The sequence below is a fragment of the Klebsiella sp. CN_Kp088 genome (genome assembly GCF_040064335.1).
In the GTDB taxonomy this organism is placed as follows: domain Bacteria; phylum Pseudomonadota; class Gammaproteobacteria; order Enterobacterales; family Enterobacteriaceae; genus Klebsiella; species Klebsiella aerogenes.
In genome coordinates, this window is the sequence record NZ_JBEAIQ010000038.1 from 32,899 (window position 1) to 49,319 (window position 16,421).

A 16,421-nucleotide genomic window follows, 5' to 3' on the forward strand; every position below is an offset into this window, starting at 1 on the left:
TTTCTATTCTACCGCCAGTTGGCGGGTTTTGACCTTCACGGAGTGATACAGCCAGATGACCAGCACCAGGCCGACGCAGGCCAGCGCGCCCCAGGTGATCTGGCTGAAGACGTCGATGTAGGCTTCAATCGAATAGTTAACCGCGCCCGCGGCATCAAACGACGCCTGCGACGTCTGGTCGGCGATGACGCCGGCCAGATAGTTGGCGATCGCCCCGGAAAGCAGCATATAGATACCGGTCAGCACTCCGGTGACGCCGGGGATTTCGATCCGGGTGATTTGCGACATCGCTACCGGGTCGATAAACAGTTCGGCGAAACCCATCACCGCCAGCCCCAGTACCATTAGCGGCATGGAAGAGTGGCCATACGCGGCCGACCAGCGGGCGCTTAAGGTCAGAATGCAGAACCCGGCGCTCATTAGCCCCAGACCGAGGGCGAATTTCCCCCAGATACGCACGGTGCGGTTGCCCTTGATGTTCTCTTTGACCAGCCATGCCAGCACCATACCGCAGAGCATTACCGCGAAGGCGTTAACCGACTGGAACATCGCGGTTGGTACTTCATAGCTCATGACGTGGCGGTTCACGAAACGGTCGATATACAGGCTGATGGAGCTGCCGCCCTGCTGGGCAAAGGCCCAGAACAGCAGGCTAAAACCGGTGAGGACGATAATCAGACGCAGCTCTTTACGCTGTTTGTCGTTCTCCGCGCGCAGGTAAATACGCGCCAGTACCGCCAGGCCAATCACCGTCGCGACGATCAGCGCATACACCGACCACTCCTGCCAGAACAGCACGGTAATCAACAGCGGCGTCGCCACCAGCAATACCAGCAGCCAGCCCCAGTTCGGCAGGAGGAAGGTCCGCGCGCACAGCGCCTCGCGGTTAACGCCGGTGGTATGGCGGAAGTGGCGACCGCCGCAGAGGAAGATCACCAGACCGGCAATCATACCGACTGCCGCCAGCGCAAAGCCCATCGCCCAGCTGTACTCTTCCTGCACGTAGCCGCAGGCGATAGGCGCGATGATCGAACCAATATTTCCGGCGGCGTACATCAGCGAGAAGCCGCCATCGCGGCGCGGATCGGTCGGCTCATACAGTTCGCCAAGCAGGCAACTGACGTTGGATTTAAACAGCCCGTAACCGCAAACGATAATCGCCAGCGATAAATAGAGGAAGGTGGGGGCGATTTCGCTGGCGCCGAGCACCAGGTGACCGATAGCCATGAGTAGCGCCCCGAGCATCACCGCCATGCGGTTGCCGAGCAGTTTGTCGGCGAGGAAGCCGCCGAGAATAGGGGTGACATAGACCAGGGAGCAGTAGGCGCTAAACAGGGTATAAGCGTGGTTATCGTCGTACTTGAGCTGGTTGGTGAGGTACAGGATTAACAGCGCCCGCATGCCGTAAAAACTGAAGTATTCCCAAATTTGCAGCGCAACGACGTAATAAATCGCCCGTGGCTGTGAAGTTTGTCTGTTCATGTAACGTTCATTTCCTGGCCGTAAAACGAAAGTCGATCTTTCTGCATGAATAGCGTTTGTTTGGTGTTATTCATGGCCTAAATGGCTTTCTGGTTATTTAATATGCTTTATAAGTGCATAAATATACACTAATGCGCGGTGAGGGGAAGAGGCAATTTGGGCGATTATGCGAATGGCTGAAATAGACCCTTTGGCGTCGCTATCGACGACTCGGGCGGATGTGGTTATGTTATAGGTTTGTACAAACTGATTTTCTGATGGAGCGGCAATGAAAAATAGCGAACTGGAACAATTAATTAACGAAAAACTGAATAGCGCGGCCATCAGTGATTACGCCCCGAATGGCCTGCAGGTCGAAGGGCGGGAGTCGGTGCGGAAAATCGTTACCGGCGTGACCGCCAGCCAGGCGCTGCTCGATGAAGCCGTGCGTCTGCAGGCGGATGCGGTGATTGTGCATCACGGCTACTTCTGGAAAGGCGAGTCGCCGGTGATCCGCGGCATGAAGCGCAATCGGCTGAAAACGTTGCTGGCCAACGATATCAATCTTTATGGCTGGCATTTACCGCTGGATGCGCATCCGGAACTGGGCAATAACGCCCAACTGGCGCAACTGCTGGGGATCAACGTGATGGGGGAAATCGAACCATTGGTGCCGTGGGGCGAGCTGTCTATGCCGGTATCCGGGCTGGAACTGGCCTCGTGGATTGAAGCGCGATTGGGACGTAAACCGCTGTGGTGCGGCGATACCGGGCCGGACAAAGTTACCCGCGTCGCCTGGTGTACCGGCGGCGGCCAGAGCTTTATCGATAGCGCGGCCCGCTTTGGCGTCGATGCCTTTATTACCGGCGAAGTGTCTGAGCAGACCATCCATTCCGCCCGTGAGCAAGGGTTGCATTTTTATGCCGCTGGCCATCATGCCACCGAGCGTGGCGGTATTCGCGCCCTGAGCGAGTGGTTGACGGAAAATACCGACCTGGACGTCACCTTTATTGATATCCCTAACCCGGCCTGATGAGAGAGAAAAAAGTGCAGCGAGCGCGTTGTTATCTATTAGGTGAAACGGCGGTGGTCCTGGAGCTTGAGCCTCCGGTGACCCTGGAGAGCCAAAAACGTATCTGGGGCCTGACGCAGCGGTTAACCGACCACGAAGAAGTGGTTGAAGTGATACCGGGGATGAACAACATCACCGTTGTACTGCGCCGCCCGCTGGAGATGGCATGGGAGGCGATTGACAAGCTGCAACGCTGGTGGGAAGAGAGCGAAGCGCTGGAGCCGGAATCCCGTGAGATAAGTATCCCGGTTATCTATGGCGGCGAGGCAGGGCCAGACCTTGGCGACGTCGCGCGCCATTGCGGATTGAGCGAAAAGCAGGTGGTCGAACTGCACTCTTCGGTGGAGTACATGGTGTGGTTTCTGGGTTTCCAGCCGGGGTTTCCGTACTTTGGCGGCCTGCCGGAGCAACTGGCGATGCCGCGTCGCGCCGAGCCGCGCGTACTGGTACCGGCGGGATCGGTTGGTATCGGCGGATCGCAAACCGGTATCTATCCGCTGGCGACGCCGGGCGGCTGGCAGCTGCTGGGTCGCACGCCGCTGGCATTATTCGATCCAAAACGTGAAGAGCCGGTGCTGTTGCGTTCTGGCGATCGCGTGCGCTTTGTGCCGCAGAAGGAGGGGGTATGTTGAAATTTATCCGCGCCGGCATGTACACCTCGGTCCAGGATGGCGGCCGGGAAGGCCAGCGCCAGTGGGGGATTAGCCGCTGCGGCGCGCTGGATAAACCGGCGATGACCATTGCCAATCTGCTGGTGGGCAATGCGCCGGAGACGGCGGCGCTGGAAATTACGCTGGGTCAGGTCGATGTACAGTTTACCCGCCATTGCTGGTTTGCGTTGACCGGTGCCGCCTGCGAAGCGACGCTCGACGGCGCGCCGGTCTGGCTGGGCTGGCGAATGGAAGCGAAGGCCGGGCAGCGGCTGGTGCTAAAAAATCCTCAGCATGGGATCCGCAGCTACCTGGCGGTGGCGGGCGGTATCGACGTTCCTGAAGTTTTAGGTTCCCGCTCTACCGATCTGAAAGTCGGTAGCGGCGGAATCGAAGGGCGCCGGTTGCAGGATGGCGATCAATTGAAGATTGGGAAATCCTCCCGCCGCTTTAGCGCTTCGCGCGGCGTTAAACAGCTGCCGATAGGCAATATTATTCGCGCGCTGCCGGGGCCGGAGTATCACGAATTCGACAGCGTGTCGCAGGAGTCTTTCTGGCGCTCGCCGTGGAAGCTGAGTCCACAGAGCAACCGTATGGGCTACCGCCTGCAGGGGCAGCCGCTCAAGCGCACAACCGACCGGGAAATGCTCTCCCATGGCCTGCTGCCCGGCGTGGTACAGGTACCGCATAACGGCCAGCCGATTGTGTTAATGAACGATGCGCAGACCACCGGCGGCTATCCGCGTATAGCGTGCATTATTGAAGCCGATATGTACCAACTGGCGCAAATTCCGCTGGGTCAGCCGATCCATTTCGTCCCCTGTTCGCTGGAAGATGCGCTGAAAGCGCGCGCCGACCAGCAGCGTTACCTTGAACAACTGGCCTGGAGATTAAGCGATGAAAATTGATTTAAATGCCGACCTCGGCGAAGGCTGCGCCAGCGATAGCGCGCTGCTGCAGCTGGTCTCTTCCGCCAATATCGCCTGCGGCTTTCACGCCGGCGATGCGCTGCTCATGCAGCAGTGCGTGCGCGAGGCGCTGAAAAATGGCGTCGCTATTGGCGCGCACCCAAGCTTCCCGGACCGGGAAAATTTCGGCCGCACCGCGATGCAGTTACCGCCAGAGACGGTTTATGCCCAGGTGCTGTATCAAATTGGCGCGCTGGCGGCAATCGTGCATGCCCAGGGCGGCGAGCTGCAGCACGTCAAACCGCATGGCATGTTGTATAACCAGGCGGCGAAAGAGCCGGCTTTGGCCGATGCCATCGCCCGTGCGGTGCGCGATGCCGACGCCGGCCTGGTACTGGTCGGGCTGGCGGGGAGCGAGCTTATCCGCGCCGGACAGCGCTATCAGCTGACGACGCGCCAGGAAGTCTTCGCCGATCGCGGTTATCTCGCCGACGGTAGCCTGGTGCCGCGCAGCCAGCCGGGCGCGCTGATAGAGAACGAAGAGCAGGCGCTGGCGCAAACGCTGGAAATGGTGCAGCACAATCGGGTGCGCAGCCTGAGCGGCGAATGGGCGCATGTGAAGGCGGAAACGGTCTGTCTGCATGGCGATGGCGCTCATGCGCTCGATTTCGCCCGACGCTTGCGCGCCGCGTTTGCCGGGCGCAATATCGACGTCAGCGCGGACATCGATTAATCGTCCGCCTGAGTATTTTAATAATAATTAAATCAAACAATAAACAACACTCACAACTGAACAGGACGTTATTATGCAAGAGGCGATATCCCTCTGGCCGCTGATCGGCATTGCCGTGATTGTGGTCGGTTTTGTATTACGCTTTAACCCGGTGCTGGTGGTGATAATCTCCGGGATCGTCACCGGCGTGGCGGCGCATATGCCAATAGCCACTATTCTGGAGAAACTGGGCGAGGGCTTCCTTAATACCCGTAATCTGCCGTTTATTCTGCTGCTGCCGCTGGCGGTGATCGGGCTGCTGGAGCGACATGGTCTGAAAGAGCGGGCGCAGGCGTGGATCGCGAAGATCCATAGCGCGACCGCCGGACGTTTGCTGATCGTCTATCTGTTTGTGCGCGAAGCTACCGCCGCCCTGGGATTGACCAGCCTCGGCGGGCATCCGCAAATGGTGCGACCGCTGCTGGCGCCAATGGCGGAAGGGGCGGCGGAAAAGCGCTTTGGCCCGCTGCCGGGTCATGTGCGCTACCGGCTGCGCGCGATGTCGGCGGCGACCGATAACGTCGGGCTGTTTTTCGGTGAAGATATTTTTGTCGCCTTTGGCGCGATCATCTTCATGCACAACTTTATGCTGGAGTCGGGCGGGATCCAGACGGAACCGTTGCATATTGCCCTGTGGGGGATCCCGACGGCGATCTGCGCCTTTCTGATCCACGCCGCGCGCCTGTGGCGCCTCGATCGCCATCTCCAGCGTGAGCTGGACCGGATTAACGCCGGGCAGGCGAAAGGCGGTGCGGCATGAACTTCCAGCAAACGTATTTATACTGGCTGGCCGGCGCGGTACTGCTGGTCGTGGCTATCATGTCCTGGCGCGACAAAAGCAATCCGCGGCGTCTGACAACCGGCCTGTTCTGGGGTCTGTACGGGCTGGTGTTCTTGCTCGGCGACTGGACGTATCAACTGGTGGGCGATAAGCGTGCGGTGAATATCGCCGTCGGCGGGGTGGTGGTGGTACTGGCGCTGATCGCCGGTTTTGGCGGTGTGCGCCTCGGCAGCTACCATCAGCGTAGCCAGGAAGAGAAAACCGCCAGCGCGAAACGCCTCGGCAACAAACTTTTCTATCCGGCGCTGGCGATTCCGGTCGTCACCGTCATTGGCGTACTGCTGTTTAACAATCTGCCTTCATGGCAGGTGGCGCTCTTCGGGCCGGGCAACCACGCGACGCTGATTACCCTGTTCTCGATGACCGTCGGTACGCTGATTGGCCTGGCGATGGCGATTCGTATGACCCATGAAACGGTGGCGCAGCCGATGCAGGAAGCGCGCCGTTTGCTTGATTCCGTCGGCTGGGCCTTTATCCTGCCGCAGATCCTCGCGGTGCTGGGGCTGCTGTTCACCACGGCGGGTGTCGGAACCAGCATTTCGTGGCTGACCGAGCACTATCTGGCGGTAGATAACCGCTTTATCGCCGTGGCCGTGTACGCCATCGGTATGGCGGTGTTGACGATGGTGATGGGCAATGCCTTTGCCGCTTTCCCGATTGTGACAGCCGGGGTTGGCATTCCGATTTTAGTTCTGCAGCACGGCGGCAATCCGGCGGTAATGGCGGCGATTGGTATGTTTTCCGGCTACTGCGGTACGCTGATGACGCCGATGGCGGCGAACTTTAATATCGTACCGGCGGCGCTGCTTGAACTGCCGGATAAAAATGCGGTGATTAAAGCCCAGGTACCGACCGGTATCCTGCTGCTGATCGTCAACGTATTCTTACTCTATTTCCTGATGTTCCTGTAAGGAGGGATGATGGCTGGCGTATTAATTACCGGTTTTGAGCCGTTCGGCGGCGAAACGGTTAATCCTTCATGGGAAGTGGTTAAGCAGCTTGATGGCATGATTATTCGCGGGCAGCAGGTGGTGGCTAAACAGTTACCCTGCGTGTTCGGCGAGGCGCTAACGGTGCTGAACGCCGCGCTGGAAACCTATCAACCGCAGCTAACGATTGCCGTCGGGCAGGCCGGAGGCCGTGTCGATATTACCGTCGAACGTGTGGCTATCAACGTCGATGATGCGCGGATCCCCGACAATAAAGGCCAGCAGCCGATCGATGAGCCGATCGTCGCTGACGGCCCCGCGGCATGCTTCAGTACGCTACCGATCAAAGCGATCGTTAGCGCGTTGCGCCAGCAGGGGATCCCGGCCTCGGTGTCGCAAACCGCGGGCACCTTCGTCTGCAATCACGTGATGTATGGTTTGCTGCATCAGCTGCAGGGAAAAAGCGGGCAGAAGGGCGGGTTTATCCATATTCCTTATCTGCCTGAACAGGCGGCGGCCCACCCGGGGCAGGCGAGTATGTCGGTCGAGACGGTACGCGCGGCGCTGGAAACGGCGATTACCGTCGCCCTTGAACAGGATGACGACGTCAAAATTGGCGGCGGCGCCACGCACTAACAGAAGGACGAAACTATGCCTGAAGGCCCGGAGATCCGCCGCGCGGCGGATACCCTGGAGGCGGCTATCAAAGGCGAACCGTTAACCGAAGCCTGGTTTGCCTTTCCACAGTTGCAACCCTATCAAACTCAGCTAATTGGTCAGCGGGTGACCCATATCGCCACCCGCGGCAAGGCCCTGTTAACCCACTTCTCCGGCGGATTGACGCTGTATAGCCATAACCAGCTGTATGGCGTCTGGCGTGTGGTGGATGCTGGCGTTGAGCCGCAATCGAAGCGCGTGCTGCGCGTCAGGTTACAGACCGCACGCAAGGCGATTTTGCTCTATAGCGCCTCCGAGATTGAGATACTGACGGCGCAAGAGCTGGCCCATCATCCGTTTTTACAACGGGTCGGGCCGGATGTGCTGGATATGACGTTAACCGCCGGGCAGGTCAGAGAGCGGCTGTTATCGGCGAAATTTCGCAATCGCCAGTTTTCCGGCCTGTTGCTGGACCAGGCGTTTCTCGCCGGGCTCGGTAACTATCTGCGGGTGGAGATCCTATGGCAGGTGGGGCTGACCGGGCAGCATAAGGCCGCCGAGCTCAATGACACGCAGCTCGATGCGCTGGCGCACGCGCTGCTGGATATCCCGCGCCTTTCTTACCGCACCCGCGGGCAAGTGGATGAAAACAAACATCATGGCGCGCTATTCCGCTTTAAGGTTTTTCATCGCGAGGGTGAGGCCTGCGAACGCTGCGGCAGTATCATTGAGAAAACCATGCTGTCATCGCGACCCTTTTACTGGTGTCCTGGCTGCCAGCACTAACGTCAGTTATTGAGTGATTCAAATTTTTTTGTACGCTTAAATAAAAAAAAATCGGGGAAGGTCCCCGATTTTTTTTGCTAACCCCGACAGGGTTGAAATTACTTCTTGAGATCGGACTTGAAATCGCGCTTCTGGTAGCCGGTATACAGCTGACGCGGACGGGCAATTTTCATACCGTCGCTGTGCATTTCGTTCCAGTGGGCAATCCAGCCGACGGTACGCGCCATCGCGAAGATGACGGTAAACATCGAGGATGGAATACCCATCGCTTTCAGGATGATGCCGGAGTAGAAGTCGACGTTCGGATACAGTTTCTTCTCGATGAAGTACGGGTCGTTGAGCGCGATATGCTCAAGTTCCATCGCCACTTCCAGCAGATCGTCCTTGGTGCCCAGCTCTTTCAGTACTTCGTGGCAGGTTTCACGCATTACGGTGGCGCGCGGATCGTAGTTCTTGTACACGCGATGACCGAAGCCCATCAGGCGGAAAGAGTCATTCTTGTCTTTCGCGCGGCGCACGAATTCCGGAATGTGTTCAACGGAGCTGATCTCTTCCAGCATTTTCAGCGCGGCTTCGTTGGCGCCGCCGTGCGCCGGCCCCCACAGGGAGGCGATACCCGCAGCGATGCAGGCGAACGGGTTAGCGCCGGAAGAGCCAGCGGTACGCACGGTAGAGGTTGAGGCGTTCTGTTCGTGGTCAGCGTGCAGGATCAGGATACGGTCCATCGCGCGTTCCAGCACCGGGTTAACCTCATAGGTTTCGCACGGCGTGGAGAACATCATATTCAGGAAGTTACCCGCGTAGGAGAGATCGTTGCGCGGATACACGAAAGGCTGGCCGATAGAATATTTGTAACACATCGCTGCCATGGTCGGCATTTTGGACAGCAGACGATAGGCGGCGATTTCACGGTGACGTGGGTTATTTACGTCCAGGGAGTCGTGATAGAACGCCGCCAGCGCGCCGGTAATCCCGCACATCACCGCCATCGGGTGAGAGTCGCGGCGGAACGCGTGGAACAGACGGGTAATCTGCTCGTGGATCATGGTGTGGCGGGTAACGGTAGTTTTGAATTCGTCGTACTGCTGTTGAGTCGGTTTTTCGCCGTTCAACAGGATGTAGCACACTTCAAGATAATTTGACTCGGTAGCCAGCTGATCGATCGGGAAACCGCGGTGGAGCAGGATCCCTTCATCGCCGTCGATAAAAGTAATTTTAGATTCACACGAGGCTGTTGAAGTGAAACCGGGGTCGAAGGTGAAGACACCTTTTGAACCAAGACTACGAATATCAATAACATCCTGACCGAGCGTGCCTTTTAGCACATCAAGTTCAATAGCAGTGTCACCACCCAGGGTGATTTTTGCTTTAGCATCAGACATTTATGGTCTCCTTAGCGCCTTTTATTGCTTAAGACTGCCGGGTGGTGGATTTGCATTCGGCCCGAACCTGACTACGTTACCAGATTGTTATGTTGCTCACAGCTCTGTGTCGCGAAAATTGCAGGGTACAGAGCGCAGGCGCTTGATGGTACGTCTTCAGCCCGGGAGTGAAACGGCAGCAAATCAGCGTTTTAGCAGCCCGAATATTAAAACCTGTATACCACTAATAACTGTCCTGATTACATCGGTCAATACCATCACACTGTTACATAACTTATTCTCAGGTGAAAGAGTGACCCCATAACTTTTGGGCATTATTGCATTAATCTAGTAATGGTTGTAACAAGAATGTTTAATATTTGTCAAATCAGGTGATTAAAATTTAAAATAATGTTGTAATCGTGACCTTGATCACTGTTCCGGACAAAACCCGACAAACTATATGTAGGTTAATTGTAATGATTTTGTGAACGGCCTATACTGCCGCCAGGTCTCCGGAACACCCTGCAATCCCGAGCCACCCAGCGTTGTTTGGTCACGCTTTTACTCCTGGAAAGGGGTTTTAACATGACTTCTGGTTATAGAAAGGACGCTGTCTGACCCGCAAGCAGACCGGAGGAAGGAAACAATAAGAACAGCATGTGGGCGTTATTCATGGTAAGAAATGTGAAAAAACAAAGACCTGTCAATCTGGATCTACAAACGATTCGATTCCCAATCACGGCGATAGCGTCCATTCTCCATCGCGTATCCGGTGTGATCACTTTTGTGGCGGTCGGTATTCTGCTTTGGTTGCTGGGCACCAGCCTTTCCTCTCCGGAGGGCTTCCTGACGGCCGCCTCCATCATGAATAGCTTCTTCGTGAAGTTCATCATGTGGGGCATCCTCACCGCGCTGGCTTATCACGCCGTTGTCGGTATCCGCCATCTGCTGATGGACTTTGGCTATCTGGAAGAAACCCTCGAAGCAGGGACACGCTCCGCCAAAATTTCTTTTGTTATTACTGTCGTGCTTTCACTTCTCGCAGGAGTCCTCGTATGGTAAGCAACGCCTCAGCACTGGGACGCAACGGCGTACATGACTTTATTCTGGTCCGTGCTACCGCCATCGTTCTGACCCTCTACATCATCTACATGGTTGGCTTCTTCGCCACCTCCGGTGAGATCTCCTGGGAAATCTGGACCGGATTCTTCTCCTCCGCGTTCACCAAAGTCTTTACCCTGCTGGCTCTCGTTTCCATCCTGATTCACGCCTGGATCGGTATGTGGCAGGTGTTGACGGACTACGTTAAACCACTGGCCGTGCGCTTAGTTCTGCAACTGATTATCGTTGTGGCGCTGGTGGCTTACGTTCTTTATGGATTTGTTGTGGTGTGGGGTGTGTAATGAAATTGCCAGTCAGAGAATTTGATGCAGTTGTAATTGGTGCCGGCGGCGCAGGTATGCGCGCGGCGCTGCAGATTTCCCAGAGCGGACAGACCTGTGCGCTGCTCTCTAAAGTTTTCCCTACCCGTTCCCATACCGTTTCCGCGCAGGGTGGCATCACCGTTGCGCTCGGTAATACCCATGAAGATAACTGGGAATGGCACATGTACGACACCGTGAAAGGGTCGGACTATATCGGCGACCAGGACGCCATCGAATATATGTGTAAGACCGGCCCGGAAGCGATTCTTGAGCTGGAACATATGGGGCTGCCGTTCTCCCGTCTTGATGACGGCCGTATTTATCAGCGTCCGTTTGGCGGCCAGTCGAAAAACTTCGGCGGCGAGCAGGCGGCACGTACCGCGGCGGCGGCCGACCGTACCGGTCACGCGCTGCTGCACACCCTGTATCAACAAAACCTGAAAAACCACACCACTATCTTCTCCGAATGGTATGCCCTCGATCTGGTGAAAAACCAGGACGGCGCGGTGGTCGGTTGTACCGCTCTGTGCATCGAAACCGGTGAAGTGGTGTACTTCAAAGCTCGCGCTACGGTGCTGGCGACCGGCGGCGCAGGCCGTATTTATCAATCCACCACCAACGCCCACATCAACACCGGCGACGGCGTCGGTATGGCTCTGCGCGCGGGCGTTCCGGTGCAGGATATGGAAATGTGGCAGTTCCACCCGACCGGTATCGCCGGGGCAGGGGTACTGGTCACCGAAGGTTGCCGCGGCGAAGGCGGTTACCTGCTGAACAAACACGGCGAGCGCTTTATGGAGCGTTATGCGCCGAACGCGAAAGACCTGGCGGGTCGTGACGTGGTGGCGCGTTCCATCATGATCGAAATCCGCGAAGGCCGCGGCTGCGATGGTCCGTGGGGCCCGCACGCCAAGCTGAAACTGGATCACCTGGGTAAAGAAGTGCTGGAATCCCGTCTGCCGGGCATTCTTGAACTGTCTCGTACCTTTGCCCACGTTGACCCGGTTAAAGAACCGATTCCGGTTATCCCAACCTGCCACTACATGATGGGCGGTATTCCGACCAAAGTGACCGGCCAGGCGCTGACCGTGAACGAGAAGGGCGAAGATGTGGTGATCCCGGGCCTGTTCGCCGTTGGCGAAATCGCCTGCGTATCGGTACACGGCGCCAACCGTCTGGGCGGCAACTCGCTGCTGGACCTGGTGGTCTTCGGCCGCGCGGCGGGTCTGCATCTGCAGGAATCCATCGCCGAGCAGGGCGCGCTGCGCGCTGCCAGCGAGTCCGATGTCGAAGCTTCCCTGGACCGTCTGAATCGTTGGAACAACACCCGTTCCGGCGAAGACCCGGTTGCTATCCGCAAAGCGCTGCAGGAATGTATGCAGCATAACTTCTCGGTCTTCCGTGAAGGCGACGCGATGCATAAAGGTCTGGAACAGCTGAAAGAGATCCGCGAGCGTCTGAAAAATGCGCGCCTGGACGACACTTCCAGCGAGTTCAACACCCAGCGCGTCGAGTGTCTGGAGCTGGATAACCTGATGGAAACGGCTTATTCCACGGCGGTATCCGCAAACTTCCGTACCGAAAGCCGCGGCGCGCATAGCCGCTTCGACTTCCCGGAACGTGATGATGAAAACTGGCTGTGCCATTCCCTGTATCTGCCAGAATCGGAATCCATGACGCGTCGAGCGGTCAACATGGAACCGAAACTGCGTCCGGCATTCCCGCCGAAGATTCGTACTTATTAATGCGGAGACAGGAATATGAAACTCGAGTTTTCAATTTATCGCTATAACCCGGATGTTGACGACGCTCCGCATATGCAGGATTACACCCTCGAAGCGGAAGAAGGTCGCGACATGATGCTGCTGGATGCGCTTATCCAGCTGAAAGAAAAAGATCCGTCGCTGTCGTTCCGCCGCTCCTGCCGTGAAGGGGTGTGCGGTTCCGATGGTCTGAACATGAACGGTAAAAATGGTCTGGCGTGCATCACGCCGATCTCCGCGCTGAATCAGCCGGGTAAGAAAATTGTTATCCGTCCGCTGCCTGGATTGCCGGTTATCCGCGATTTGGTGGTAGACATGGGGCAATTCTACGCACAATATGAGAAGATCAAGCCTTACTTATTGAATAATGGGCAAAATCCTCCGGCTCGCGAGCATCTGCAGATGCCTGAGCAGCGCGAGAAACTCGATGGTCTGTACGAGTGTATTCTGTGCGCATGTTGTTCGACCTCTTGCCCGTCGTTCTGGTGGAACCCGGACAAGTTCATCGGCCCGGCAGGCCTTCTGGCCGCGTATCGCTTCCTGATCGACAGCCGCGATACCGAAACCAGCGAGCGTCTGGAAGGTCTGAGCGATGCTTTCAGCGTATTCCGCTGTCACAGCATTATGAACTGCGTCAGTGTGTGTCCTAAGGGATTGAACCCAACGCGCGCTATCGGCCATATTAAGTCGATGCTGCTGCAGCGCAGCGCGTAAGTTGTTTTCGTTGCCGGATGGCGACGTAAACGTCTTATCCGGCCTACAGGATCGTATCTTGTAGGCCTGATAAGCGAAGCGCCATCAGGCAATAGATATAGCAGGAAACCTCTAAAAACTGCCCCTGATAGTTAGACAGTTTTTAAAGGTTCCTTAGCGGATAGAAACCACAACTCGTCCGCAACAAGTGAACCCCGGCACGTGCACTCGGTGTGCGTGGTAGTTTCTACGGCGAAATAAGCATAAAAATGCTTAAGGGATCACGATGCAGAACGGCGCAATGAAAGCCTGGCTGGACTCTTCTTACCTCTCTGGTTCGAACCAGAGCTGGATAGAACAGCTCTATGAAGACTTCTTAACCGATCCTGACTCTGTTGACGCCAACTGGCGTTCGATGTTCCAGCAGTTACCTGGCACCGGAGTTAAACCGGATCAATTTCATTCGAAAACGCGTGATTATTTCCGTCGACTGGCGAAGGATGCCTCACGTTACACTTCTTCGATATCCGACCCTGATACCAATGTGAAGCAGGTTAAAGTCCTGCAGCTCATCAACGCATACCGCTTCCGTGGTCACCAGCAGGCGAATCTCGATCCGCTGGGACTGTGGCAGCAAGAGAGAGTGGCGGATCTCGATCCGGCTTACCACGATCTCACCGAGGCCGATTTCCAGGAAAGCTATAACGTAGGTTCTTTCGCCATCGGAAAAGACACGATGAAGCTGGGCGACCTGATCGCGGCGCTTAAGCAAACCTACTGCGGCTCCATCGGCGCGGAATACATGCACATCACCTCTACTGAAGAAAAACGCTGGATCCAGCAGCGCATTGAGTCAGTAGCAGGCAAAGCGAGCTTCACCGCGGAAGAGAAAAAGCGCTTCCTGAGCGAGCTGACCGCCGCGGAAGGCCTGGAGCGCTATCTCGGCGCCAAATTCCCGGGCGCGAAACGCTTCTCGCTGGAAGGCGGCGATGCGTTAATCCCGATGCTCAAAGAGATCATCCGCCACGCCGGTAAGAGTGGCACCCGTGAAGTGGTGCTGGGTATGGCGCACCGTGGTCGTCTGAACGTACTGGTCAACGTGCTGGGTAAAAAACCGCAGGACCTGTTCGACGAATTCGCGGGCAAACATAAAGAACACCTCGGCACCGGCGACGTGAAGTACCACATGGGCTTCTCTTCCGATATGGAAACCGAAGGCGGTCTGGTTCACCTGGCGCTGGCGTTTAACCCGTCGCACCTGGAAATCGTCAGCCCGGTGGTTATCGGCTCCGTACGCGCCCGTCTGGATCGTCTGGACGAGCCGAGCAGCAATAAAGTTCTGCCAATCACCATCCACGGCGACGCCGCGGTAGCCGGCCAGGGCGTGGTTCAGGAAACCCTGAACATGTCCAAAGCGCGCGGTTACGAAGTGGGCGGAACCGTTCGCATCGTTATCAACAACCAGGTTGGCTTCACCACGTCCAACCCGCTGGATGCGCGTTCTACGCCGTACTGCACCGATATCGGTAAAATGGTTCAGGCGCCGATTTTCCACGTTAACGCGGATGACCCGGAAGCGGTTGCTTTCGTTACCCGTCTGGCGCTGGATTTCCGTAATACCTTCAAACGCGATGTCTTCATCGACCTGGTGTGCTATCGCCGTCACGGCCACAACGAAGCCGACGAGCCGAGCGCAACCCAGCCGCTGATGTACCAGAAAATCAAAAAGCATCCGACTCCGCGCAAAATCTATGCTGACAAGCTGGAACAGGACAAAGTCGCGACGCTGGAAGACGCTACCGAACAGGTTAACCTCTACCGCGATGCGCTGGATGCCGGCGATTGCGTGGTAGCGGAATGGCGTCCGATGAACATGCACTCCTTTACCTGGTCTCCGTACCTCAACCATGAGTGGGACGAGAGCTACCCGGATAAAGTTGAGCCAAAACGTCTGCAAGAGCTGGCCAAACGCATCAGTACGGTGCCGGAAACCGTTGAGATGCAGTCTCGCGTAGCGAAAATCTACGGCGACCGTCAGTTGATGGCGGCGGGTGAGAAACTGTTCGACTGGGGCGCGGCGGAAAACCTGGCGTACGCCACCCTGGTTGATGAGGGTATCCCGGTGCGTCTGTCCGGCGAAGACTCCGGTCGCGGTACCTTCTTCCACCGTCATGCGGTTATCCATAACCAGAGCAACGGTTCTACCTATACGCCGCTGCAGAACGTACACAACGGGCAGGGCCAGTTCCGCGTCTGGGACTCCGTGCTGTCTGAAGAAGCGGTACTGGCGTTCGAATACGGTTACGCCACCGCGGAACCACGCACCCTGACCATCTGGGAAGCGCAGTTCGGCGATTTCGCCAACGGCGCGCAGGTGGTGATTGACCAGTTCATCAGCTCCGGCGAGCAGAAATGGGGCCGGATGTGCGGCCTGGTGATGCTGCTGCCGCACGGCTACGAAGGGCAGGGCCCGGAGCACTCCTCCGCGCGTCTGGAACGTTATCTGCAGCTGTGCGCTGAGCAGAATATGCAGGTTTGCGTACCGTCCACTCCGGCACAGGTTTACCACATGCTGCGTCGTCAGGCGCTGCGCGGTATGCGCCGTCCGCTGGTGGTCATGTCGCCGAAATCTCTGCTGCGTCACCCGCTGGCGGTTTCCAGCATGGACGAACTGGCGAACGGCACCTTTATGCCGGCGATTGGCGAAATCGACGAACTCGATCCGCAAGCCGTGAAACGCGTCGTACTGTGCTCTGGTAAGGTTTACTACGATCTGCTGGAACAGCGCCGTAAAAACGAGCAAAAAGATGTCGCCATCGTGCGTATCGAACAGCTCTATCCGTTCCCGCATCAGGCGGTACAGGAAGCGCTGAAAGCTTACTCGCACGTCCACGATTTTGTCTGGTGCCAGGAAGAGCCGCTCAACCAGGGCGCATGGTACTGCAGCCAGCACCACCTTCGTGAAGTAGTTCCATTTGGGGCCTCTCTGCGTTATGCAGGCCGCCCGGCCTCCGCCTCTCCGGCGGTAGGGTATATGTCCGTTCACCAGAAACAGCAACAAGATCTGGTCAATGACGCGCTGAACGTCGATTAATTAAAGG

At 56.9% G+C, this 16,421-nt stretch carries 15 protein-coding genes; 13 read left to right on the top strand and 2 right to left on the bottom strand.

What is annotated here, in order from left to right:
- Window positions 1-3 precede the first annotated feature (3 nt).
- Window positions 4-1,482: an MFS transporter gene (locus ABLV08_RS22800; RefSeq protein WP_015367685.1), complete on the bottom strand. Its 1,479-nt coding sequence runs from the start codon at window positions 1,480-1,482 to the stop codon at window positions 4-6.
- 268 nt (window positions 1,483-1,750) lie between these two features.
- Here ABLV08_RS22800 and ybgI point away from each other — a divergent pair, with 268 nt between their 5' ends.
- The 8 genes from ybgI to nei all read left to right on the top strand — a co-directional run bounded on the left by ybgI (window position 1,751) and on the right by nei (window position 8,076).
- The gene (ybgI, locus tag ABLV08_RS22805; protein WP_047038216.1) at window positions 1,751-2,494 is read left to right on the top strand and encodes a radiation resistance protein YbgI; all 744 of its coding nucleotides are present in this window, start codon (window positions 1,751-1,753) and stop codon (window positions 2,492-2,494) included.
- A gap of 14 nt (window positions 2,495-2,508) precedes the next feature.
- Window positions 2,509-3,165 carry a 5-oxoprolinase subunit PxpB gene (gene pxpB / locus ABLV08_RS22810; protein WP_348856287.1) on the top strand — a complete coding sequence of 219 codons (657 nt, stop codon included), beginning with the start codon at window positions 2,509-2,511 and terminating at the stop codon, window positions 3,163-3,165.
- A complete protein-coding gene (gene pxpC / locus ABLV08_RS22815) occupies window positions 3,159-4,091 on the top strand; it encodes a 5-oxoprolinase subunit PxpC (protein WP_348856288.1) in 933 nt (310 codons plus the stop codon). The genes pxpB and pxpC overlap by 7 nt, the downstream gene beginning before the upstream one ends.
- The gene (pxpA, locus tag ABLV08_RS22820; protein WP_045388689.1) at window positions 4,081-4,824 is read left to right on the top strand and encodes a 5-oxoprolinase subunit PxpA; all 744 of its coding nucleotides are present in this window, start codon (window positions 4,081-4,083) and stop codon (window positions 4,822-4,824) included. The genes pxpC and pxpA overlap by 11 nt, the downstream gene beginning before the upstream one ends.
- Before the next feature lie 73 nt (window positions 4,825-4,897).
- Complete coding sequence (locus ABLV08_RS22825) at window positions 4,898-5,623, top strand: DUF969 domain-containing protein (RefSeq protein ID WP_032712890.1); 726 nt, start codon at window positions 4,898-4,900, stop codon at window positions 5,621-5,623.
- Window positions 5,620-6,615 carry a DUF979 domain-containing protein gene (locus ABLV08_RS22830; protein WP_015367679.1) on the top strand — a complete coding sequence of 332 codons (996 nt, stop codon included), beginning with the start codon at window positions 5,620-5,622 and terminating at the stop codon, window positions 6,613-6,615. The genes ABLV08_RS22825 and ABLV08_RS22830 overlap by 4 nt, the downstream gene beginning before the upstream one ends.
- A 9-nt stretch (window positions 6,616-6,624) precedes the next feature.
- Complete coding sequence (gene pcp, locus ABLV08_RS22835; RefSeq protein ID WP_020079342.1) at window positions 6,625-7,269, top strand: pyroglutamyl-peptidase I; 645 nt, start codon at window positions 6,625-6,627, stop codon at window positions 7,267-7,269.
- Window positions 7,270-7,284: 15 nt separating this feature from the next.
- A complete protein-coding gene (gene nei, locus ABLV08_RS22840) occupies window positions 7,285-8,076 on the top strand; it encodes an endonuclease VIII (protein WP_032722427.1) in 792 nt (263 codons plus the stop codon).
- A 98-nt stretch (window positions 8,077-8,174) separates the two neighbouring features.
- Here the strand turns inward: nei and gltA are convergent, their stop codons facing one another.
- Window positions 8,175-9,458 carry a citrate synthase gene (gene gltA / locus ABLV08_RS22845; RefSeq protein WP_015367676.1) on the bottom strand — a complete coding sequence of 428 codons (1,284 nt, stop codon included), beginning with the start codon at window positions 9,456-9,458 and terminating at the stop codon, window positions 8,175-8,177.
- A gap of 639 nt (window positions 9,459-10,097) precedes the next feature.
- Here gltA and sdhC point away from each other — a divergent pair.
- The 5 genes from sdhC (at window position 10,098) to sucA (ending at window position 16,414) form a co-directional block, all read left to right on the top strand.
- A complete protein-coding gene (sdhC, locus tag ABLV08_RS22850) occupies window positions 10,098-10,502 on the top strand; it encodes a succinate dehydrogenase cytochrome b556 subunit (RefSeq protein WP_020079340.1) in 405 nt (134 codons plus the stop codon).
- Window positions 10,496-10,843 (top strand): succinate dehydrogenase membrane anchor subunit, encoded by a 348-nt coding sequence (sdhD, locus tag ABLV08_RS22855; RefSeq protein ID WP_015367674.1) that lies wholly within the window; start codon window positions 10,496-10,498, stop codon window positions 10,841-10,843. Before sdhC ends, sdhD begins: the two co-directional genes overlap by 7 nt.
- Window positions 10,843-12,609 (top strand): succinate dehydrogenase flavoprotein subunit, encoded by a 1,767-nt coding sequence (gene sdhA / locus ABLV08_RS22860; RefSeq protein ID WP_032707635.1) that lies wholly within the window; start codon window positions 10,843-10,845, stop codon window positions 12,607-12,609. The genes sdhD and sdhA overlap by 1 nt, the downstream gene beginning before the upstream one ends.
- A gap of 15 nt (window positions 12,610-12,624) precedes the next feature.
- Complete coding sequence (sdhB, locus tag ABLV08_RS22865) at window positions 12,625-13,341, top strand: succinate dehydrogenase iron-sulfur subunit SdhB (protein ID WP_008805686.1); 717 nt, start codon at window positions 12,625-12,627, stop codon at window positions 13,339-13,341.
- 265 nt (window positions 13,342-13,606) lie between these two features.
- Window positions 13,607-16,414, top strand: a complete 2,808-nt coding sequence (gene sucA, locus ABLV08_RS22870) for a 2-oxoglutarate dehydrogenase E1 component (protein WP_015367672.1) — start codon at window positions 13,607-13,609, stop codon at window positions 16,412-16,414.
- Window positions 16,415-16,421 lie beyond the last annotated feature (7 nt).